26 protein-coding genes are annotated in these 20,451 nt (G+C 69.6%); 15 read left to right on the top strand and 11 right to left on the bottom strand.

Annotated features, from left to right (window positions below; translation table 11 throughout):
• Window positions 1-7: 7 nt before the first annotated feature.
• Window positions 8-919, bottom strand: coding sequence for a SipW-dependent-type signal peptide-containing protein (locus P2T62_RS01330; RefSeq protein WP_276259688.1), 912 nt, complete (start codon window positions 917-919; stop codon window positions 8-10).
• A gap of 433 nt (window positions 920-1,352) precedes the next feature.
• Here P2T62_RS01330 and P2T62_RS01325 point away from each other — a divergent pair, with 433 nt between their 5' ends.
• The 3 genes from P2T62_RS01325 to tatA all read left to right on the top strand — a co-directional run bounded on the left by P2T62_RS01325 (window position 1,353) and on the right by tatA (window position 3,062).
• Entirely contained in the window at window positions 1,353-1,910 is a 558-nt protein-coding gene (locus P2T62_RS01325; RefSeq protein WP_276259687.1) for a DUF7344 domain-containing protein, read from the top strand.
• A 109-nt stretch (window positions 1,911-2,019) separates the two neighbouring features.
• Entirely contained in the window at window positions 2,020-2,706 is a 687-nt protein-coding gene (locus P2T62_RS01320) for a DUF7344 domain-containing protein (protein ID WP_276259686.1), read from the top strand.
• Window positions 2,707-2,816: 110 nt separating this feature from the next.
• Window positions 2,817-3,062 (top strand): twin-arginine translocase TatA/TatE family subunit, encoded by a 246-nt coding sequence (gene tatA, locus P2T62_RS01315; protein ID WP_337250431.1) that lies wholly within the window; start codon window positions 2,817-2,819, stop codon window positions 3,060-3,062.
• 85 nt (window positions 3,063-3,147) lie between these two features.
• Here tatA and P2T62_RS01310 read toward each other — a convergent pair whose 3' ends face one another.
• On the bottom strand, window positions 3,148-3,990 hold the full coding sequence (locus tag P2T62_RS01310; protein ID WP_276259685.1) for a hypothetical protein: 843 nt from the start codon (window positions 3,988-3,990) through the stop codon (window positions 3,148-3,150).
• Window positions 3,991-4,171: 181 nt separating this feature from the next.
• Between P2T62_RS01310 and P2T62_RS01305 the strand changes: the two genes are divergently transcribed.
• The 9 genes from P2T62_RS01305 to P2T62_RS01265 all read left to right on the top strand — a co-directional run bounded on the left by P2T62_RS01305 (window position 4,172) and on the right by P2T62_RS01265 (window position 10,606).
• A complete protein-coding gene (locus tag P2T62_RS01305; protein ID WP_276259684.1) occupies window positions 4,172-5,362 on the top strand; it encodes a lactate 2-monooxygenase in 1,191 nt (396 codons plus the stop codon).
• 990 nt (window positions 5,363-6,352) lie between these two features.
• The gene (locus P2T62_RS01300) at window positions 6,353-6,676 is read left to right on the top strand and encodes a 30S ribosomal protein S24e (protein ID WP_276259683.1); all 324 of its coding nucleotides are present in this window, start codon (window positions 6,353-6,355) and stop codon (window positions 6,674-6,676) included.
• Between the two features lie 4 nt (window positions 6,677-6,680).
• Window positions 6,681-6,812 carry a 30S ribosomal protein S27ae gene (locus tag P2T62_RS01295; RefSeq protein WP_254832805.1) on the top strand — a complete coding sequence of 44 codons (132 nt, stop codon included), beginning with the start codon at window positions 6,681-6,683 and terminating at the stop codon, window positions 6,810-6,812.
• 57 nt (window positions 6,813-6,869) lie between these two features.
• A complete protein-coding gene (locus P2T62_RS01290) occupies window positions 6,870-7,109 on the top strand; it encodes a DUF6199 family natural product biosynthesis protein (protein WP_276259682.1) in 240 nt (79 codons plus the stop codon).
• A gap of 79 nt (window positions 7,110-7,188) precedes the next feature.
• Window positions 7,189-7,413 carry a DUF6199 family natural product biosynthesis protein gene (locus P2T62_RS01285; RefSeq protein WP_276259681.1) on the top strand — a complete coding sequence of 75 codons (225 nt, stop codon included), beginning with the start codon at window positions 7,189-7,191 and terminating at the stop codon, window positions 7,411-7,413.
• Between the two features lie 82 nt (window positions 7,414-7,495).
• Window positions 7,496-9,190, top strand: a complete 1,695-nt coding sequence (locus P2T62_RS01280) for a bifunctional N(6)-L-threonylcarbamoyladenine synthase/serine/threonine protein kinase (protein WP_276259680.1) — start codon at window positions 7,496-7,498, stop codon at window positions 9,188-9,190.
• 88 nt (window positions 9,191-9,278) lie between these two features.
• Window positions 9,279-9,410: a hypothetical protein gene (locus P2T62_RS01275; RefSeq protein ID WP_276259679.1), complete on the top strand. Its 132-nt coding sequence runs from the start codon at window positions 9,279-9,281 to the stop codon at window positions 9,408-9,410.
• A gap of 101 nt (window positions 9,411-9,511) precedes the next feature.
• Window positions 9,512-9,784, top strand: coding sequence for a DUF5808 domain-containing protein (locus P2T62_RS01270; protein WP_276259678.1), 273 nt, complete (start codon window positions 9,512-9,514; stop codon window positions 9,782-9,784).
• A gap of 285 nt (window positions 9,785-10,069) precedes the next feature.
• Complete coding sequence (locus tag P2T62_RS01265; protein WP_276259677.1) at window positions 10,070-10,606, top strand: DUF367 family protein; 537 nt, start codon at window positions 10,070-10,072, stop codon at window positions 10,604-10,606.
• A gap of 50 nt (window positions 10,607-10,656) precedes the next feature.
• Here the strand turns inward: P2T62_RS01265 and P2T62_RS01260 are convergent, their stop codons facing one another.
• Window positions 10,657-11,091 carry a luciferase domain-containing protein gene (locus P2T62_RS01260; RefSeq protein ID WP_276259676.1) on the bottom strand — a complete coding sequence of 145 codons (435 nt, stop codon included), beginning with the start codon at window positions 11,089-11,091 and terminating at the stop codon, window positions 10,657-10,659.
• A 59-nt stretch (window positions 11,092-11,150) separates the two neighbouring features.
• A complete protein-coding gene (locus P2T62_RS01255; RefSeq protein WP_276259675.1) occupies window positions 11,151-12,191 on the bottom strand; it encodes an enolase-like domain-containing protein in 1,041 nt (346 codons plus the stop codon).
• 162 nt (window positions 12,192-12,353) lie between these two features.
• Between P2T62_RS01255 and P2T62_RS01250 the strand changes: the two genes are divergently transcribed.
• Window positions 12,354-13,793, top strand: coding sequence for a phosphoglucomutase/phosphomannomutase family protein (locus P2T62_RS01250; protein WP_276259674.1), 1,440 nt, complete (start codon window positions 12,354-12,356; stop codon window positions 13,791-13,793).
• Window positions 13,794-13,871: 78 nt separating this feature from the next.
• Window positions 13,872-14,366 (top strand): cupin domain-containing protein, encoded by a 495-nt coding sequence (locus P2T62_RS01245; RefSeq protein WP_276259673.1) that lies wholly within the window; start codon window positions 13,872-13,874, stop codon window positions 14,364-14,366.
• Window positions 14,367-14,391: 25 nt separating this feature from the next.
• Here P2T62_RS01245 and P2T62_RS01240 read toward each other — a convergent pair whose 3' ends face one another.
• The 3 genes from P2T62_RS01240 to samp2 all read right to left on the bottom strand — a co-directional run bounded on the left by P2T62_RS01240 (window position 14,392) and on the right by samp2 (window position 15,639).
• Window positions 14,392-14,835 (bottom strand): GNAT family N-acetyltransferase, encoded by a 444-nt coding sequence (locus tag P2T62_RS01240; RefSeq protein ID WP_337250430.1) that lies wholly within the window; start codon window positions 14,833-14,835, stop codon window positions 14,392-14,394.
• A gap of 6 nt (window positions 14,836-14,841) precedes the next feature.
• The gene (locus tag P2T62_RS01235) at window positions 14,842-15,351 is read right to left on the bottom strand and encodes a peroxiredoxin family protein (protein ID WP_276259672.1); all 510 of its coding nucleotides are present in this window, start codon (window positions 15,349-15,351) and stop codon (window positions 14,842-14,844) included.
• Between the two features lie 87 nt (window positions 15,352-15,438).
• A complete protein-coding gene (gene samp2, locus P2T62_RS01230) occupies window positions 15,439-15,639 on the bottom strand; it encodes a ubiquitin-like small modifier protein SAMP2 (protein WP_276259671.1) in 201 nt (66 codons plus the stop codon).
• Window positions 15,640-15,974: 335 nt separating this feature from the next.
• Here samp2 and ncsA point away from each other — a divergent pair, with 335 nt between their 5' ends.
• The gene (gene ncsA, locus P2T62_RS01225) at window positions 15,975-17,000 is read left to right on the top strand and encodes a tRNA 2-thiolation protein NcsA (RefSeq protein WP_276259670.1); all 1,026 of its coding nucleotides are present in this window, start codon (window positions 15,975-15,977) and stop codon (window positions 16,998-17,000) included.
• Window positions 17,001-17,169: 169 nt separating this feature from the next.
• On the opposite strand, the gene P2T62_RS01220 is transcribed toward ncsA, so the two are convergent.
• From P2T62_RS01220 to P2T62_RS01205, 4 genes are all read right to left on the bottom strand, one after another.
• Entirely contained in the window at window positions 17,170-17,853 is a 684-nt protein-coding gene (locus P2T62_RS01220) for an RAD55 family ATPase (protein ID WP_276259669.1), read from the bottom strand.
• Between the two features lie 174 nt (window positions 17,854-18,027).
• Window positions 18,028-19,203: a cell division protein FtsZ gene (gene ftsZ / locus P2T62_RS01215; RefSeq protein ID WP_276259668.1), complete on the bottom strand. Its 1,176-nt coding sequence runs from the start codon at window positions 19,201-19,203 to the stop codon at window positions 18,028-18,030.
• A 3-nt stretch (window positions 19,204-19,206) separates the two neighbouring features.
• Window positions 19,207-19,383: a ribbon-helix-helix domain-containing protein gene (locus P2T62_RS01210; RefSeq protein WP_254824288.1), complete on the bottom strand. Its 177-nt coding sequence runs from the start codon at window positions 19,381-19,383 to the stop codon at window positions 19,207-19,209.
• Window positions 19,384-19,741: 358 nt separating this feature from the next.
• Entirely contained in the window at window positions 19,742-20,284 is a 543-nt protein-coding gene (locus P2T62_RS01205) for a double zinc ribbon domain-containing protein (RefSeq protein ID WP_276259667.1), read from the bottom strand.
• Window positions 20,285-20,451 lie beyond the last annotated feature (167 nt).

Raw genomic sequence — 20,451 nt, 5'->3', positions numbered from 1 at the left:
TTCCCGATCAGTTGTTCGGGTCGCCGTCGAACGGGGTCGGGTTGTTTCGGACCTGCTCGGTCTCGAAGACCAGATCGAAGGTGACGGAGTCGCCCTGAATCTCGTTGCCGACCGCGGCCGGGATCTCCAGCAGGAGGCAGAACCGCACCTTGCCGTCGCCGACTGCCGGCTCGCCGGTCTCGTCGTCGTAGCCGACCTGGAGCAGGTTCCCGGCGTTGTCCTTGAGAGTCTGGCCGGTGCTCAGGAAGGTCCCGAGCTCGTTGAGCGTCGGGTAGTCCATGTCGGTCTCCACGGTCTGGCCGTAGTCGCCCGCCGTGAAGTCGTCCTGGGCGACATCCGCGTACGGCTTGCCGACGAAGACGCCGCCCTCGTCGTTGGTCCACCCATCGAGCCCAGCGAGGTCGTCCTTGCCGTTGTCGTTGTCCGTGTAGCTCTGCCAGATGGAGGCCAGCATGGCGTCGCCGAGGTCACCGTTGTTACCCGCGTCGACATCCTGCTCGGGCTCGGGGTGTTCGCCACCATCGTTGGTGACGCCGCCGGGCACCGAAACCTGGACGTAGCCGGGGTTGGTCTCGTTCTCGATCTCGAAGCAGATGATGCCCCAGTCGCCGGGCTTCACGTCGTCCACGGTGAGGGAGAACTCGGCTGCCTCGGCCTCCTCGGAGGTGATGCTCTGCGGGAGGCTGACCTGCCCCTCCCAGTACGGGCTAGCTGCGACCGCGGTGGCGGTCACCAGCATGTCGAGCGTACCCGCGGTGATGGAGTTGTTCGTGAAGCTCTCCGTGTCGCTGAACAGGGCGGAGGTGCCCAGCCCGGCACCGACGGAGGCGAGACCGACCGCGCCCATGCCCGCGAGGACCTTCCGGCGCGAGAGGTTGTACAGCTGTGAGTCGTTTCCGATGTCGTCGTTGTTGCTCATTGGTGGTTTCTCCCCGGCGGCGTCGCGGCCCGGCCCCGGCGGCCGTGTCGGCGTGTCGCTTCCGGTTGCTACCTCCTGAGCGGGGTAGGGGGTTAGACATGGAGTCGGTACCGCACCCACATCGACGGCCGGAATAGCACACTACCGACCATTGAACATACGGTCAGCCAGTGACAGAACACGGTAGCATATCCATACTCGAAGGATCGAAACCATTCATCGCGGCGGAATTCGGCGGTAATGACACCGTACTCCGGGATAGGCGAACCATGTCTATACCCCCCGCGAGAGAATCACCGTTCGATTGCAGTACCCCGTGGTCACCGACCGCGGGTAAGGGGGGAGAACCAGCTATGAACACGAGACACCAGACAGGAGACGGCGCATCGATCGGGAATCCGGAACCGGTGAGAGCGCTCCCGGGAGAGCGACCGTGACCGACACGACCGACGCAGGCGGGTTCGTGGGGCGCTTCCGCCGTCGACTCCCGGCCCACGAGATCCACGAAGTGTTGAGCAGCGCGCGGCGGTCGGCGGCGCTGTCGTACCTCCGACGGGAGGGCGAGACCAGCGTGCAGGCCCTCTCGGAGGCCGTCGCGACCGCCGAGACGGGCGTCCGGCCGGCGCCCCGGGACGTCCGCCTCAGCGTCTACAACTCGCTGGTCGGGACGCACCTGCCGAAGCTGGCCGCGCTCGGCCTCGTCGACTACGACGTCGAGCACAAGCGGGTCCGGGCGCTCCCCGCCGCACGCCAGGTCACCAGTCACACCCGGGTCCTGACGGGCCTGGGCATCACCTGGGGAGGGTACTACCGCGCGCTGGGTATCATCGGGCTGTTCCTCGTGGTGGCGTCGCTGGCCGGCGTCCCGGTGCTGTCGGCGGTGGACCCGCTGGTGCCGGCGACGATCGCGCTCGTGGCCTTCGCCGTCTCGGGCGTCTACGAGCTCTGGGTGGAGCGTCGGCGGGCCCACCGCCGGTTCCAGGGCCAGTAGCTGGAACCACCCGACGACACGAAATCCCAGGTAACGGACAGCTACGTGCCCGAATCGGCGGCATAAGTTTTTATCCCCGGCCAACCTCCTGAAGGACAACGAGACCCGAATGAGTAGTGACAACATACCGACTGACAAGGAGGGGGGAGAGACCGGCCGCGCCGCGCCGATGGCGAACGGTGACGCGCCGGCAAGCGACGGCGGCACGGCCACAGCGGTCGCCACCGCCAGCGAGGGGAAGGCTGTCACCATCGCTCCCGAGACGGTCTTCGAGGTGCTGAGCAACGAGCGCCGCCGCTACGTCCTCCACCATCTCAAGGCGACCGGCGAGCGGGTCACAGTCCGAGACCTCTCCGAGCAGGTCGCCGCCTGGGAGAACGGCATCAAACTCGCCGCGGTGACCCCGAAGGAGCGCAAGCGGGTCTACACGGCGCTCCACCAGACCCACCTGCCGAAGATGGCCGAGGTCGGCGTCATCGACTACGACCGCGACCGCGGGACCCTGGAGTTGACCGAGGCCGTCGAGGCGTTCGACATCTACCTGGAGATCGTCCCGGAGCGGGACCTGTCGTGGGGCGAGCTCTCCCTCGCGCTGGGGAGCTTCTCCACGGCGCTCGTGACGGCGGTCGCGCTGGGGGTCTACCCGTTCACCCTCCTCCCGGACATCGCGTACGCCGGGATCATCGCGGCCGGGTGGCTGGCCGTCGGCGTGGTCCACACGTACGTCCAGCGTTCGGACCGGCTCGGTGGCGGCGACCCGACCGACCTGTCGGAATCGCTCCGCCCGCCGGACTGATGCCGGCGGGTCACCCACCAGACCAGAATTGCCGTTAATGAACCGTTAAGATGTCCGTATCGGCCGGTCACGGGAGCGTGTTCATATCCCCAGTCGTCCATGGGGTGGATATGTTCGAGAGCACCACACCACTGTTCTTCGGCCTGCCGGGCGGTCCCGAGATGCTGGTCATCCTCCTGCTTGTCGTCCTCCTGTTCGGCGCGGACCGGTTGCCGAAGCTGGCCCGGTCCTCCGGGGAGGCGATGGGCGAATTCCAGAAGGGCCGTCAGGCCGTCGAGGCCGAGATCCGGGGCGCCCGTGACCGGACGCTGAGCGAGGACGCGGACGAGGCCGTCGCGGAGACGGAATCGGCCTGAGACCCGGATACAGGCCCCCACGACGGGGATGCGGGCGAAGCTACTTCTTCGAGTGTCGCTACGAGACGGCCACCCGTGGACGGTCTCAGATCGGGAGCAGCCCGTGGAGGGTCAGCGTCATCCCGAGATAGAGGGCGCCGTTGATGATGGTCGCGAGCGCGGCCGTCTTGACCGACAGCGAGACGTAGGTCTGCTGGTCGAGCCACTCACGGAGGGTCCGTGGTTCGTTGCGTGCCGTGCTTCCCGGTGAGCGCTTCGTGTCCATCGTCCGGACGGGGGGCGACGGAGTTGGCTCGGCGGCCGGCGACGCCGCGGTCGACACGGCGCCCCCGTCGGCCGACGCACCGGTGGATAACCCCCCGGTCGCCGCCGACGATGCGTCGCCGGGGGTGCCGGCGTCGGGGGCGGGCCGAACCGCGCGGACGACGAGGCCCGACGGCCGGCGTGGGGCCGGGCGGACCGCGGCCGTCGCTGCCCCCTCGACGGTCCGCGGGACGCGTTCGACCGCAGCCGCCGCCGGCTCGTCCGGGAGCGTCCGGGAGGCGCGAGAGACGGCCGGAGTGGGGTCCCCATCGGGGTCGCGCGGCACACGAGCAGTGGCCCGGGTGTGGTCGGCCCCGGTCCGTCGCGGCGCCGGCTCGACCGCGGGGGTCGCCGGGCCCGATGGCGACCGCGGTGTCGGTGGTTCGCTCGCGGGGGCCCGGCCGTCGGCGGCCCGGAACCCGCTCCCCGTGAACGGGTCCTCCCCGCCCGTGTGCCCCGCCGTCCGCCACTCGAACGTCACCTCGTCGGCGCCCTCACCCGGATGGGCGAGCCCCTCGCAGGAGTGGTGCGGGAGCGTGTGATCGGTGCAGAACACCCGATCACAGTACCCGCAGGTGAAGAGGATGACGTCCGCCGCGCCACAGGTGGCACACTGGTCCGACATCGCTCGGACGTGGGGAGTCCACCGACTTGAACCCATACGGGCCGTTCAGCCACCCCGGTACTGAAATAATGTCGGGTATGGACGGTTCACTATTCATATGCTCGTCGCGGAGTCGGGGCAACCACCGGCGGGACGCGCCGCAAGGCCCACCCATAAACGGTCCGGCGTGAAACGGGACGGTATGTCCGACACGCCGAAGCGGGGGAACATCGGCAACGCGAAACTGAAGGAGGTCTACCGGGAGGGGATGCTCCACGACGACCCGCCGGACCTGCCCACCTCGTTCGAGGACATCCAGGAGGCCGCGTGGGAGAACATGAGCGAGGAGGGGCGTGCCTACGTCCACGGCGGCGCCGGGAGCGACGAGACGTTCGAGCGGGGGAAGGACTTCTCGAGGTACCGTATCGTCCCGCGGATGCTCCGGGGGGTCGCCGAGCGCGACCTCTCGGTCGAGCTGCTGGGCCAGGAGATGGACTGGCCGCTGATGATCACCCCGCTCGGGGTCCAGACCCTGCTCCACGAGGACGCCGAACTCGGGACCGCGGCCGCCGCCGAGGAGCTGAACGTCCCGCTCATCCTCTCGTCGCTCTCCTCGACCCCGATGGAGGAGGTCGCCGAAGCGATGCCGAACACGCCGAAGTGGTTCCAGTTCTACTGGTCCTCGGACCGCGACGTGGCCCGGTCGTTCCTGTCTCGTGCGGAGGAGGCCGGCTACGACGCCATCGTCCTCACGGTGGACGCGCCGACGCTGGGGTGGCGCGAGCGCCTCATCGACCGGGGCTACTACCCGTTCATGGCGGGCGAGGGCGTCGCGAACTACTTCTCGGACCCGGCGTTCCGCGACTCGCTGGACGAACCGCCCGAGGAGAACCCGGACGCGGCGGTCGAGCACTTCCTCGACATCTTCGGCGATTCGTCGCTCACGTGGGACGACCTCTCGTTCGTCTTCGAGAACACGGACCTGCCCGTCGTCATCAAGGGCGTCCTCCACCCGGAGGATGCACGCCTCGCCATCGACCACGGCGCCGCGGCGGTCGACGTCTCGACCCACGGCGGCCGGCAGGTCGACGGCTCCATCACGGCCATCGAGGCACTCCCGGACGTGGTCGAGGAGGTCGACGGCGAGGTGCCCGTGCTGTTCGACTCGGGCGTGCGCCGGGCCTCGGACGCGTTCAAGGCGCTCGCGCTCGGTGCGGATTCGATCCTCCTGGGCCGGCCGTACGCCTACGGTCTCGCGATGGCCGGGCAACGGGGGGTCCGGCACGTCCTGGAGAACTTCCTCGCCGAACTGGACCTGACGATGGGACTGGCGGGGTGTTCGTCGGTGGCAGAGATCGACCGGGACAAGCTGAAGCACGAACGGGAGCTGTAGAAACAATATAATAACCCCGATTATTATTCTCCTATACCCCGCATTTTCCCTTATTTTCATATTTTGTTCGCTAGAAAGACATTTCAGACATAATATCCCCTGCTGAGAGGAGCGGTCCCGAGGCCCTCGCGCTCTCGACCACTCCAGGACTCGTTGCGCTCCTCGCTCCGGTCGCTTCGCTCCCTCCGCTGCGGTGCTTACGTCGTCCGGGAGGGTTCGAGAGCGCTCGCCTTCCGTCAGAGACAAGCTCTGACGACGCTCACGGCGGCGAAGCCGCCGTTCGCTCGGGGGAGCTTTGCTCCCCCGCTGTTCGCCTCGCTTCGCTCGGCTCACCTTCGATTCCGCCAGGGGGCTGTGTTTCGGGTCGAGCGAGGCGCCTGGTGGTTCCATCGGAGTGCTAGTGGCCCCACACCTCCCCGCGCCAGCGCCGGAGAACGCCGAACACGCTCGCTTCGTCGTCGGGCTACGCCCGACTGCAAGCGGGACGGAGTCCCGCCCTGCTCGCGGTTCGGCGCGAGTGGCGCTGACGCGCTTCCTGGTCCCGGAACCGGCCGGCTTAGCAACCGCTCACCGGCCGGGAGCGTGTGCCGAGGCCCTTGCGGCCGAGTGCCGTCCTCGTGAGCGAAGCGAACGAGGGCTCGTCAGAGCTTGCCTCTGACGGCGCGCGACCTGGGGAAGGGCAGGGCCATAGCGGCCGTGACACGTTCAATCCCCTGGTGGAATCGAAGGGCGAGCGCGCTCCGGGTCAACTGACGACGTAAGCACCGCAGCGCGAGCGAAGCGAGCGCGAGGCGCGCAGCGAGTCAGGGACCCGGAGCGCGCGAGGGCTTCGTAGGTCATTCTGTTGCGGGAGTCGTCGGCGTCGTGGTCCCGGAGTCGCTGTCGCCGCCTCAACCACGGACACACGGGCCCAGCGCATCCCCCGAAACCGGCGGGAGCGGTTCTCGAAATCCTTTTACGCGCTTCGGAACGATTCACGGGCAACGAACCATGGATATCGACATCATCTCCGAGGAGGCGAACCCGATGTTGCATCGGACGGACGTGCGGTTCCAGGTGGTCCACGAGGACGCGAGCCCGTCGCGACTCTCCGTGCGCGACTCGCTGGCCGCGAAGCTCAACAAGGACTCCGACGAGGTCGTCGTCCACAAGCTGGACACCAAGTTCGGGATGCGCAAGACCGTCGGCTACGCGAAGGTCTACGACAGCCCGGCCGAGGCGGCCGAGATCGAGCAGGACTACATGCTCGACCGGAACAAGATCGGCGCCGAGGCCGAGGACGCCGAGGCCGACACCGAGGCCGAGGAGGCGTAGAGAGATGCGCTCGGAGTACTACAACGACGACGGCACCCACGCCAAGGAGCAGTGCCCGCGCTGCGGGGACGCGTTCCTGGCGGACCACGACGACCGCAAGCACTGCGGTCGCTGCTCGTACACCGAGTGGAAGTAACGAGCCGGCCCCAGTCACGGCAGTAGATTTTCCCGTCCCCGCTCCACAGCGACCGCCATGCAGCATACGGTCCAGCTGGTGCTCGGTGCGGTCATGGTGGTGGCTGGGCTGGTGCCGGCGGTCCTGCCCCGGGCGACGGCGGCGACGAGCGAGATACTGGACGCCATCGGGAGCAAGACACCGGCCTCGGAGGTCGAGCCGGCCGAGTGGAAGGTGACCTGGACGCGACTGAGCGGCATCGCCGTGGTCGTTCTCGGCCTCTTCCTCGTCGCTGCGGCGCTGTCACCGCGGTTCTGAGGCCACAGTTCCCGGGGCCCCGTGTGTCGCCGGAGCCGCCGGCAAGGGATTTATTTTCAGCCACCGATACCCACCAGGTATGGCTGACCCGGTGGCCGTCGGTGGGGGCGCCGTCATGCTCGTCCTGGGCCTGATATCGGCCGTCTTCCCCCGGTCGACCGCCTGGCTGGGAGAACGCATCGACGCCATCGGGAGCCGGCGGCCCGGCGAGGTGGAGCCGACCTGGGCACGGGTGGTCTGGGAGCGGATGGCCGGCGTCTTCATCGCCTTCCTGGGGCTCGTCTTCATCGCGGCGGGCCTCTGAGGGGCGGGGCGCGACCCGCCGTGGGTCCCGGAAGCGCGACCCGACGCCCCTAAGCCGCCCGGCCGACACCCTCCGACAACCAATGCGCGTGCTCGGCATCGAGGGGACCGCGTGGGCCGCCAGCGCGGCGCTGCACGACACCGCGACCGACGAGACCGTCATCGAGACGGACGCGTACGTCCCGGAGAGCGGCGGCATCCACCCCCGCGAGGCCGCCGAGCACATGCGCGAGGCCATCCCCGAGGTGGTCGCGACCGTCCTCGACCACGCACGCGGGACGCACGGCGGCGCCACCGACGGCATCGCCGCGGGCGACGACGCGACGGCCGACCCTCCAATCGACGCCGTCGCGTTCTCGCGGGGCCCCGGCCTCGGCCCGTGCCTCCGCATCGTCGGCACCGCGGCACGGTCGCTCGCGGGGACGCTCGACGTGCCGCTCGTCGGCGTCAACCACATGGTCGCCCATCTGGAGATCGGCCGGCACGAGTCGGGCTTCGAGGCGCCGGTCTGCCTGAACGCCAGCGGCGCGAACGCACACGTCCTGGGCTACCGGAACGGCCGCTACCGCGTGCTGGGCGAGACGCTCGATACGGGCGTCGGCAACGCCATCGACAAGTTCACGCGGCATCTGGGCTGGTCGCATCCGGGCGGTCCGAAGGTCGAGCAGCGCGCCCGTGAAGGGGAGTACACCGACCTCCCGTACGTCGTGAAGGGGATGGACTTCTCGTTCTCGGGCATCATGTCCGCGGCGAAAGCGGCCGTCGACGACGGCGAACCGGTCGAGAACGTCTGCTTCGCGCTGCAGGAGCATATCTTCGCGATGCTGACAGAGGTCGCCGAGCGCGCGCTCTCGCTGACCGGGCGCGACGAACTCGTCCTCGGGGGCGGCGTCGGCCAGAACGACCGCCTCCGCGAGATGCTCGCCGAGATGTGCGACGCCCGGGGCGCCGAGTTCTTCGCCCCGGAGCCGCGTTTCCTCCGGGATAACGCCGGGATGATCGCGGTGCTGGGCGCGGAGATGGCGGCCGCCGGCGACACGCTCGCCATCGCGGACTCGGCCGTCGACCCGGACTTCCGCCCGGACCAGGTCCCGGTCACCTGGCGGGACGGCACGACCGAGGTCGCCCGGACGGGGACCGAAACCGCCGGGGCGGAGGTCCAGGGCGCCGAGGCGGTCGTCACCCTCCAGCCCGGGGCGGGCCGCGTCACGAAGCGCCGCGTTCCGAAGGCGTACCGCCACCCCGCGCTGGACGAGCGCCTGCGCGCGACCCGCACACGGAGCGAGGCCCGGCTCACCCACGACGCCCGGCGAGCCGGGGTTCCGACCCCGCTCGTGCTCGATGTCGACCCGGTCGAGGCCACGCTCACGCTCGAGTACGTCGGCACGCACGACCTGCGCGCCGACGTGACCGCCGACCGGGTCCGGGACGTCGCGGGGCACCTCGCGCGCTGCCACGCCGCCGGACTGGTCCACGGCGACCCGACGACGCGGAACGTCCGCGTGGCGGAGGGGACCGACGACACGGGCGACACCGACGGCCGCACCTACCTCGTCGACTTCGGGCTGGGCTACTACACCGCCGACCCCGAGGACTTCGCGATGGACCTGCACGTCCTCGGACAGGCGCTCGACGGGACGGCCGACGACGCCGACGCGCTCCGCGAGGCCGCGCTCGACGCCTACCGGACGACCGCCGCGTCGGCCGACGGGGCGCTCGACGCCGACGCCGTCCTCGGGCAACTGGGCGCCATCGAGGGGCGCGGCCGGTACCAGTAGCGGCCCGGCACCGTCGCGTGAGCCCACCCATCGCCGGAGCATGACAGACCGTAACACACAGGTAGCTGGAGTCACAACTACGCACGGGATGCACCGAAGCGACCGGCCGACGCCGCTCGCGGCGTCGGCACCGTACTGGACCGCCGAGGTGGTCAGCTGGTTCGCACTGCTGCTCGTCGTCCTCCTGTTCGTCCTCCTGTCGGCCGGCGTGGTCAGGTAGGACGACCCTGGAGGTGGGGGGGCCGCCACCACCAGCCCCCTCGGTGGAGGGCCGGGGAGACCACCAGAAACCCCTTTAGGCGGCCCGTCGTACCCGGCGATATGGCTGATATGCCCAAGTCCGGCGAACTGTTCGGCATCCCGTACAACTTCGAGCGGCCCTCGCTCGGGCGGATGCTCTCCTCGTACTGGCAGCCCGGCGAGGGGATGCTCGTGGAGAAGCCGTTCGGCGTCGGCTACACGCTGAACGTCGCCAACTGGCGCGCGTGGGTCGTCCTCGCCGTCGCCGGCCTCCTGTTCTACCTCGAATCGCAGAGCGACGACGAGGCCGTCGAGGAGTCCGACGACCCCGTCGAGGTCGTCGTCGACGACTGACACGAGCTTTTTTACGCCTCGGGTTTCCTCGCGCTCGCCTCCGGCGAGCGCTACGGAACCACTCGGCGTAAAAAACGTTCAGAAAACAGGCCGGCACTCGCTTCGCTCGTGCCGGTGTCGTTCGAGAGAGCAAAGCTCTCTCGTGATGACGAAAGACGCCTCCGGCGTCTTTCGAACCAAAACCGCGCTCCCTGCGGTCGCGCGTATGCAGTGGCTAACTGACCGACTGAAGGCTGATGCGGGTGCCAGCGGATGGCTTTTCTCCCTCGACACGAAACGGAGGGCGTGGACCTGCACGTCCGGTACGAGGGCGACGACGACCCCGAGAAGTGTACGGCCCGGCGGCTCGCGAAGTTCGACGAGGTGACGCTCCACGAGTCGGCGCGGGCGACGCCGCGGGGTATCGTGCTGGACCCGCACGCCGAGCAGGCGCTCTCGCCCGCTGACGCAGGCGGCCGTGCCGCCGAGGACGCGGACGGGGAGGAGTCGGTGCTCGTCGCCCTCGACTGCTCCTGGGAGACGGCAGAGGCCGAAGCCTTCCGACTCGACGGTCCCCACCGGGGGCTCCCCTTCCTCGTCGCGGCCAACCCAATCAACTACGGGACGCCGTTCCAGCTGAACACGGCCGAGGCGTTCGCCGGCGCACTCGTCATCCTCGGGCACCGCGAGCGGGCCGAGGATCTCCTGTCGCACTTCTCCTGGGGCCACACGTTCCTCGAGTTGAACGACGAGCCGCTCCGGCGGTACGCCGACTGCGCCGACTCGAGCGAGGTGGTGGCGGTGCAGGGGGAGTACCTGGACGCCGGCACCGGGTCCGAGTGAGGCCGACGACGCCACGTCCGGCGGAGGGGTACGCCCGACGATGGACGACGCTACTCCCGGAGAGCGAGCATCGCGTCGCGCACGCCGTCGTCGGCGCCGAACGCCTCGAGCTCCGCGTCGAGGTCGACGCCCTCGGCGAGTTCGGCCCGGTCGTCGTGGGTGCTCTCGTCGAGGCGGCGGTAGACGTAGGCGAGCCGGCAGAGCGTCACGGCCGGCTCGATATCCGACTCGCCGCGAACCTCGAACGTGGTCCAGCCGGTCTCCGTGTAGACGGGGTGGTGCTCGGCGCGGTCGGCCGCCACCAGTGCCGTCCGGAGCCGCCGCGACAGCGGCAGGTCGAGCGACCCGTCGCTGTCGATGTGGGCGAACTCCGTGCCCGCGTAGGTGAAGACCGTCCGGCCGTCCGCCTGCTCCGTGGTCGCGACGCCCTCCCAGGCGGTCACCTGGTCGGCGATCTCGTGCCTCAGCTGCTGTGTGATTGCCATACCCCCCGTACGGCGTGTGAGGTATTCAACCGAGATTGCCAGATAGCTACGGGCGTCCGCTACCGCACCCCGAACCCGACCGGCGGGTCGAGCGGGCTCGTCGGCAGGTCCGGCGACGGCTCGGGGTCGTTGTAGCCGCCGGGCGCCACGTCGTTCGGGCCGTCCGGGTAGAAGAGGGCGGCCAGCGCCTGGATCTGGTCGCGACCGACGCCGAGTTCGAACTGGCCGCCGCCGTACAGCGCGATGTCCCGCTCGGCGGCGTACTCGAGCGTGTCGAACAGCGATTCGACCGTGCCGAACCGCGAGGGCTTGATGTTGAGCCAGTCGGGTTCGAACGGCAGGTCCTCGACGCTCTCGACGCCCGTGATGGGGTAGTCCCAGGAGACGCGGTCCTCGTGGCCGTCGAAGACCGGCCGGGTGTCGTCGGTCAGGCGCGGGTCCTCGACGACGGCGTCGGGGAGCCCCTCCACGACGAGCCGGTAGAGGTCGGGGTCCGGCGTCATGTCGACCTGCGTTCCCTCGTAGAGCCCCTTCAGATCCAGCACCCGGACGCGGCCGGTGTCCGCGAGGCGCTCGACCAGGTCGGCGTCCCAGTCGTCCGTGGGATCGAGTTTGAACTCGGCCTCGGGGTTCACGTCGAGCAGTTGCTCGATGCGGTCGAAGCCCGCGTCGCCGAGGCGCGTGCTGATGATGAAGCGGAGGGAGTCGTACTCGCGGTCGAGCACCTCGCCCAGCGTCCGGCCGGCCTGTTTGCACGCGAGGTCCAGCGCCGCGGACTCGACCGCCCACCGGCGGTAGTGGTGGGCCGTCTCGCGCTCGGGCGGCTCGGGGAACAGGTCGACGTCGTCCAGCGCAGCCGAGAACTCCTCGAACGTCCACTCCCCCTCGAACGCCGCGAACGCCGGGTCGGCCTCGGCGAGCGCGTCGTGGTCGGGCGTGTCGTAGGTCACGTCCTCGCCGCGGCCCGTCTCGCCCGCGCCCGATAGTTCGAACGTCGTCGAGACGCGGGTGAAGTCGCTGGAGGTGTCACGCTCGCGGCGCGTCCGCTCGTGTCCCTCGACCGTCAGCGGGAGGTCCGACACGGCGTCGTACAGACTCATACCGGAAGGGACGACCGTGTCGGATATAACGGTGCGGCACTCGCAGCCTCAGCCCGTCGCCGTCGAGCAAGTGCCTTCTCCGGTGCCACCCCCGGATCAGTCGGCCCCGCTGACCGTCGGGCCGACTCCCGGTTTTTTCACCTCCCGCCGCGGGCCTCGGGTATGGACGACGAGTTCGCCGCGGACGCCCTCACCGCGGACGGCGGCACGGAGTACGACGCCTCCGCCATCGCGTTCGGGACGGACGGCTGGCGCGACACGCTGGACGAGTTCACGGACGCCCGGGTCCGGATGGTCGGGCAGGCGGTCGCCGACTACCTCGACGCCGAGGACGACGGCCGGGCGGTCGCCGTCGGCTACGACGCCCGCGACACCTCGCGGGGGTTCGCGGAGGAACTCGCCCGCACGCTCTGTGCGAACGGCCACGACGTGGTGCTCTCCGAGCGGGACTGCCCCACGCCCGCCGTGGCGTGGACTGTCACGGACCGGGACCTCGCGGGCGCGCTGATGGTGACCGCGAGCCACAACCCGCCCGAGTACAACGGTGTCAAGTTCGTCCCCGCGGACGGCGCGCCCGCCCTCCCCGCGGTCACGGACCGACTCGAGGCCAACCTCCGGGCGCCCGAGCCGCTGCCCGAGGCCGAGTGGGGGAGCGTCGACGAGACCGACCTCGTCGGGCCGTACGTCGACCACCTGCTGGGCTTCCTCGGACTGGACGACGGCGGCCTCGCCGGGCTCACCGTCGCGTACGACGCGATGCACGGGAGCGGGCGCGGCGTGACCGACCGCGCGCTCGAACGCGCTGGCGCCGACGTCATCGAACTGCGGACCGACGACGACCCGACCTTCGGCGGGACGCCGCCCGAGCCCGCCGCGGAGCGCCTGGACGCGCTCGTCTCGCGGGTCACCGACGGTGACGCCGACCTGGGCGTGGCCAACGACGGTGACGCTGACCGCATCGGCGTCGTCGCGCCCGAGGAGGGGTACGTCGACGCGAACCTGCTGTTCACCGTCGTCTACGACCACCTGCTCGAATCGCGCTCGGGCGGCGCCGTCCGCACCGTCTCGACGACGTTCCTCGTCGACCGGGTCGCCGAGGCCCACGGCGAGTCGGTCACGGAGACGGCGGTCGGGTTCAAGTGGGTCGCCGAGGCGATGGCCGAGACGGACGCCCTGCTCGGCGGCGAGGAGTCCGGCGGCTTCGGCGTCCGGGGCCACCTCCGCAACAAGGACGGCGTGCTGCTGGCGCTGCTGGCCGCGAAGGCCGAGGCCGAGGAGTCGGTCGACAACCGACTCGGCCGCATCCGCGAGGACCACGGCGACATCCACCAGGACCGCGTCTCCGTCGACTGCCCCGACGACCGGAAGGCGGCCGTCGTCGCCGAGCTCGGCGAGACCCTGCCGGAGCAGGTCGCCGGCGTCGACGTCGAGCAGGTCAACGACGTGGACGGGTTCAAGGTGCTGCTGGCGGACGGGACCTGGCTGCTGATGCGCCCCTCGGGAACGGAGCCGAAGATGCGGGTCTACGCCGAGGCCGGCGACCCGGCGCGGGTCGCGGCGCTGCTGGAGGCGGGCCGGGAACTGGTCGAGCCGCTCGTCTGACGGCTCGCCCCCCGGAACTGACAGCTGTTCACTCGGCTCGCGCAGTAGTTTATCTCCTCAGTCAGCGATAGTTCCTGCATGAGTTCAGCATCCACACACCCCCAGAAGTACGACGTGCAGGTTTCGGCCCTCGGCGCGCGACTCGACGTGGCCCCCGAGGAGAGCGAGAGCGGCGTCGCGGTCGTGTACCACACCCTCGCGCCGCACGCGCTCGGCGCGCCGCTCCACCGACACAGCCGCGAGGACGAGATCTCCCACGTCGTGCGGGGCGAACTCACCGTCCTGCTGGACGGTGAGATCTCGACGGCCGGCCCGGGCGAGACCGCCGTGAAGCCCCGCGACGTCTGGCACACGTTCTGGAACGCCGGCGACGAACCGGTCGAGTTCGTCGAGGTCATCGCGCCCGGCGACTTCGCGGCCTACTTCGAGGCGGCCGCCGAGTTCATCCCGTCCGACGAGATGCCCGACATGGCCGCCATCGAGCGGCTCGTGGCGGTCTCGGCCGAGTACGGCATGGAGATGCGCCCGGAGACCGTCCCGGAGCTGATGGCCGAGCACGGGCTCGAGCGCTGACCGCAGATACGCCACGCTCCGCCCCCTACTCAAGCACGCCGCGACACCTCTGTTCTCCTTCGGTTTCGGCGTCGAAACCGAGGTTCTCGTAGAAATGCCGGAGTTTCGCGTCGAACTCCGCGACCAATCGCTCGCGGTGCGCGGCCGCCGCCGCGACCAGTCCGCTCCCGATGCCCTGCCCCTGCCGGCCGGGACGCACCGCGACCGCCTCGATGCGCTCGCCGTCGAGTACCAGCGCCCCCAGCACGCGGCCATCGGTCACGGCGACCAGCACCTCGCGCTCGCCCGCCATCACGGCCTCGCGGTCGACCTCGAGCGCGGCCATGTCGAGGATGCCCAGCGCGGTCGCGCGCTCGCCCTCGCGGGCCGGTCCCACGGTCACGTCCGCGGGGGCGTGCGTACCGGGGTCGTGGCTCCGGGCGGTCGGCTCGCGGCTCCCGTCACCCCCCTCGTCACCACCGGCCCACATGGCTCGTTACGAACCCACCTCCGCGACGACATCCAGCAGTTCGTCCTCGCTGGGTCGGTCGCCGAAGCCGTCGCCCTGGTGGACGTAGGCGACCTCGGGGTCGCCGGTCGTGTCGAGGACGACGGCCTCGGGCATCCGGCCGGCGAAGTCGCTCAGTTCCCCCAGCGCGCCGTACTTCGTCGGCTGGTCGTACGCCTCGGCGAACGCCTTCTCGGGGTCGGCCAGGAGCGGATAGGGCACGTCGGCCCACCCGCGGGCACGGTCTCGGTCCTCGGGGAGGACGGCGACGACCTCGGCGTCGTGCTCGTGGAACGCCTCGTAGTGGTCGGCCAGGCGGTCGGCCTGTGCCTTGCACTTCGTACAGTAGTAGTCCCGCATCAGGACGAGGACGACCGCGTCCGTCCCGTCGTCGAGCGCGTCGAGGTCGAAGCGGTCCGGGCCGCTCCCGACGTTGGGCGCCGCGAGGGCGGGCGCCGGCTCGCCGACCAGTTCGTGCGAGTCTCCGGTGTGGCTCATACCCGTGATACGTGGCTGGAACTGTTTCAACGGCAGGGCGGCCGTGTCCGGCACGCGCGGAACCGACATCGGCCCGTGCATCGCCCGTCACCCACCCTTGACCAGCCGCAGCACCTCGACCCGGTCGGCCGTCACTGGGGCATCCTCCGGGACCGGGGCCCCCTCGACCAGCACCGTCGCCTCGTGGGGCGAGAACGAGCACGCACAGAGGAGGTCGGCGTAGGTGGCGTCGGCGTCGAGGTCCAGGTCGCGCTCGCCCTCGCCGACGACATCGACGGTGACCTGCATACGGGAGTGGGCAGGAGCCAGATCGGCTTGAGGATGGTGTTCGTAGCCCGGGCAGAACGCTCACCGGGAGACCGGTCGCTGTCGATGCTCGATATCGCAGTATGAGTGGTGGGCGGATGACGTTGGGTGGGGTCACCCTACCTGCCTGAGCGGCCCGGGCTGGCGCCCTGGTAGCGCCCCGGATCAGGATTCCGACCGTCCGTAGTCGATGGCCCTACTTAGGGCTTCGCAGGTGGCGCCGCGGCTCGTGGCCCCCGGCCCCGGGCGGACGACCCGACCGTGCGCGACACCCCGGAGCGAAACCCACAACCGCCCACACCCCGACCACCGACCAGATGCAGTGCGACAAGTGCCCGGCGGACGCCGTTACGCACCTCGCGTACTCGGGGCTCCACCTCTGCGGGGAGCACTTCCGGCGCTCGGTCGAGTCCCGGGTGCGCTCGCGGGTCCGCGAGGACAGCCTCGTCCCCGACGGGGCGACGCCCGAGGACCCGGCGACGTGGCTCGTGGGGCTGTCCGGCGGGAAGGACAGCGTCGTCCTCACCACCGTCCTCCACGAGACCTTCGACGAGGACCCGCGCATCGAACTCGTCGCGCTCACTATCCACGAGGGCATCGAGGGGTATCGCGACGCCTCGCTCGACGCCTGCCTCGACCTCGCGGACGAACTCGACATCGCCCACGAGGTCGTCAGCTACGCCGAGGAGTTCGGGCTGGAGATGGACGACGTGGCACGCGAGGACCCGGAGGGGATGGCCCCCTGTGCGTACTGCGGGGTGTTCCGGCGGGACCTCCTCTCGCAGTACGCGGCGGACCTCGACGCCGACCTCCTGCTGACGGGCCACAACCTCGACGACGAGGCCCAGACCGCGCTGATGAACCTGTTCTCGGGCGACGTGACGAAGATGGCGCGTCACTGGGAGGCCTCGCTCGGGCCGCTGGACGAGCGCGACTCCGCCGACCAGCCCGAGAGCGGGCCGTTCGTCCCCCGCGCGAAACCCCTGCGCGACGTCCCCGAGAAGGAGGTCGCGCTGTACGCCCACCTCCGGGACCTGCCGGTCCACATGGCCGAGTGCCCACACGCCAGCGAGGCCTACCGCGGGGAGATCCAGGAGCACCTGCTCGAACTCGAGGACGGCCACCCCGGGACCCGCCACTCCATCATGTCGGGCTACGAGGAGCTGGCGCGACTGGCCGCCGAGGCGCGGGACCGCGGCGCCGAACGCACCGGCGAGTGCGAGCGGTGTGGCGCGCCGACCACGCGCGAGGTCTGCCGGAAGTGCGCGCTGGTCGCGTCCGTCCACGAGGCGGGTGCCGGGCTCGACGGCGCGACGCCCGACGCGGACGCCGACGCGGATTGAGCGCGGACGGTCGGAGCTGACGGGTATCCGCGGCTCCGGGGAGCTGTCCTCGACCGGCCGGCCGATCAGCCGTCACCGAGCGTGCCTGCCCGTTCGACCGGGCTTCACCTGACGCTGATAGCGGATGCTGGCCGGCAGCCTCGCCATCGAGGGCGAGCGACCGGCCGACTCACGGGAGGTCGACGGGCGTCCAGGCCGGTGCCGCATCGAGTCCACGCAGGCGGAGTTCGTAGGGTCGACCGTGCGACGCATCGTCCGGTGTATCGCGGATGTCGATACTCCCGTCGAATGCCCGGGCGATGGTGTTCACCGTCCGCGTCTCGTGGGCGTCGGTGTCCAGCGTCAGGACCGAACAGCAGCCGGCCTCGCGCAGCCGGGTGACCAGCAGGTGACAGAACTTGAACACGTCCTCCGGGGACCGGTAGGCGAGCAAGGTCGACAGCGAGTCGAACCCCAGGCGGTAGCGGCCGCCGCGTCCCGGGAGCGCCTCCATCGCCCGGGTGATGCCGATGCCCAGACCGGTGAGGTCGCTCGGCGAGGGGACGACCTGGACCCGTCCGGGACCGGACAGCCCCTCGCCGGTCGCCCCACCCGTGCAGTCCACCAGTCCGAGCCGGGACCGCTCGACGGTGGCGATCCCGTCGAGACGGTCTCGGACGGTGTCGGTGTGGTCCTCCGTCGAGACCATCGTGATGTCATCCCCTCCGGCGTGCCCGGAGCCCAGGACGGCAGCCACCACCTCCGCCTTCCGGGTCATCGTCGGGCCGGCCACGAGCAGGCTGGTTCCCGGGGAGACCGTCCGGGCGAGCGGTTCGAGACCACCGACGCGGCCGGGGTCGACCAGCTCGTACATTCACTCACAGCAAGGGGGACGACCAGTATAACGCCTCGGATGCCCACGGTGCCGACGGTCGGACGGCCGACAGACATCTGTCACACAGATGTGCTGATATAGATAGTTCTGAGAACACTTCAGACGAGCTACCAGTACTGTTTACGCCGGAAAGAAAGCTGTCGGTATCCGTATCTATCGGATAACGTCCAGACCGTTGTTCTTCTCGCTCTCGACCTCCGGCTTGCCGCCGTCGGTCTCGCCGACGCCGAAGGTGTCGGAGCTACCGGTTTCGGGCGACGCCTCACCCTCGATGGCCGCACGCGAGGCGTCGGCCTGCTTCTGGGTCGTCGGCCCGAGCACCTGTGCGGACTGGACGCCGGTCATGATGGCCATGACCCGCACCTTGCCCTTGTACTCGTCCTGGATACGGGCGCCCCAGATGACGTTCGCCGAGGCCTCGAGGCGCTCGGTGATGCGCTGGGCGATGCCCTCGGCCTCTTTCAGTGTGAGGTCGGGGCCGCCCGTGATGTGGACGAGACCGCCGGAGGCGCCACGGTAGTCGACGTCGAGCAGCGGGTGCTCCATCGCGTCGTTGACGACCTCCTCGGTCTTGTTCTTGTCCTGGGTCTCGCCGACGAGCATCACCGCCACGCCGCCCTGGTTCATGATCGAGGTCATGTCCGCGTAGTCCAGGTTGATCAGCGACGGCTGGGTGATGGTCTCGGAGATGCCCTTGACGGTCTCGGCGATGATCTGGTCCATCACGGAGAACGCCTTGCCGATGGGCAGGTTGGGGACGTAGTCGAGCAGGCGGTTGTTGTCCAGCACGATGATGGAGTCGGCCTCGTTGCGGAGCTTCTCCAGCCCCTCCTCGGCCTTCACCGTGCGGGCGCGCTCGACGTTGAACGGCGTCGACACCATGCCGACGACGATGGCGCCCTGCTCTTTGGCGATCTTCGAGACGACCGGCGCCGCACCCGTCCCGGTGCCGCCACCCATGCCGGCGGTGACGAAGACGAGGTCGGCGTCGCCGATGACCTCCTTGACGGTCCCCTGGGCCATCTCGGTGGCGCGCTCGCCCATGGAGGGGTCGCCACCCGCACCGAGCCCGTTGGTGAGGGACTTGCCGACGAGGATCTTCGTGTCGGCCTCGATCATCTGCAGGTGCTGCTTGTCGGTGTTGATGGCGATGGTCTCGGCACCCTCGACGCCGATGTTGTACAGCCGGTTGACCGTGTTGTTCCCGGCGCCACCGGCACCGACGATGACGATGCGCGGGTCACCGAAGTCGCTGGCGCCGTCGCCGTCGCTCATCTCGCGCGACTCGGCCTCGGCGTTCTCCAGGGCGGAGTTGACGATGTCCTGCATCGTCTACACCTTGGCCCAGCCGCGCCGGTCGCTGGCCCGGTCGGTGTCCTCGTGTTCGTTCAACATCTCACGAACGGCCGACCGGATCGCCTCGCTCCGGTTGGGGAACTCCCCCGTATCGACCATTCGCTCGACCTCTTCGATCTGCTGCTTCGGAATCCGTAGTGTCACACGCTCCATTGTATTGCTCCCTTGTTGGTCGGTAAGACGGCGTGCGGCACACACCCGCAAGCGTCCTACGGCGCGAAACCGCACGACAGCGGCCGGATGTAATCCGACCACCCGCGCTGTAAGACGACCGTCTTACGCAGAAGTATGCATTGACGGCTATCACTTAAACCTTTCCTCGAACGTATGACGGACGTCCCACAACCGCGTAAACCCGCCCGGGACGCCCGATTACGGCGTTTACAGCGGCATCGAGCGCCGGCGAACCGCGTCGAGCTGGCAGACACGGGCGGTCATCGACGGCCGATTTAGGTCCGGAGAGAGCGATCATTGTCCCGAAGAACCCCGTCAGAACGCGTTTATCCGCTGTTTACGGACTGTCCAACACGTCGGCGGCGGTCGTCCGACGGCCGCAGGATGGGCAGAACGCCCAGTCAGAGCGGAGCTCGTCGCCGCACTCACAGAACACGCGGTGGCTCGCCTTCTCACCACAGTTCGGGCAGTAAACGTGGTCCTGCGTCAGGTTCTCGCCACACTGGGCACACTGCTTCTCCCCCGATTCGGGCTCGTTTGCGGGCTCCTCGGTGGGCGTCTTACGGTCGACCCCCTCGGCCGACGCGTTCGCTCCGGATTCGCCGTCGAGCGAGATGTTTACGTTGATATCCTGGCTCTCGGCGGGCGGCCGATACCCCTCCAAGCGGTCGGCGATGATGGCGTCGACGCGCTCGGCGACCAGTTCGTCGAGCGTCCCCGCGTCGGCCGCCTGGGCGGCGTCGGACGTGTCGACGGACGTCCCGGTCGGCTCCCCGAGGTACTCGCGGAGCGCCTCGCGCATGACCTCGCTCTTGGAGGCGTCGAACTCCTCCAGCTGGGCCACGAGGTCGTCGTCGGCCCGGAACGTTATCTTGCTCACGTTGTCCGACGTTGTGTGTCACGGTACATCAACCTTCGCGTGCGTCTGACGCCCGTCTGCCGGCGGAGTCGGACGTGTCGACGCACTGTCGACGCGACCACTGTCGGACAGCGTGTGTCCACGCCCCATGCCCTCATGGGATGATAACGATTAAGTCCGCGACCGGC

Origin of the sequence: Haloglomus litoreum, from assembly GCF_029338515.1 — an archaeon.
GTDB classification, from domain to species: domain Archaea; phylum Halobacteriota; class Halobacteria; order Halobacteriales; family Haloarculaceae; genus Haloglomus; species Haloglomus litoreum.
The sequence above is the reverse complement of the archived record's forward strand: the minus strand, read 5'-3'. Positions and strand labels throughout refer to the sequence as shown.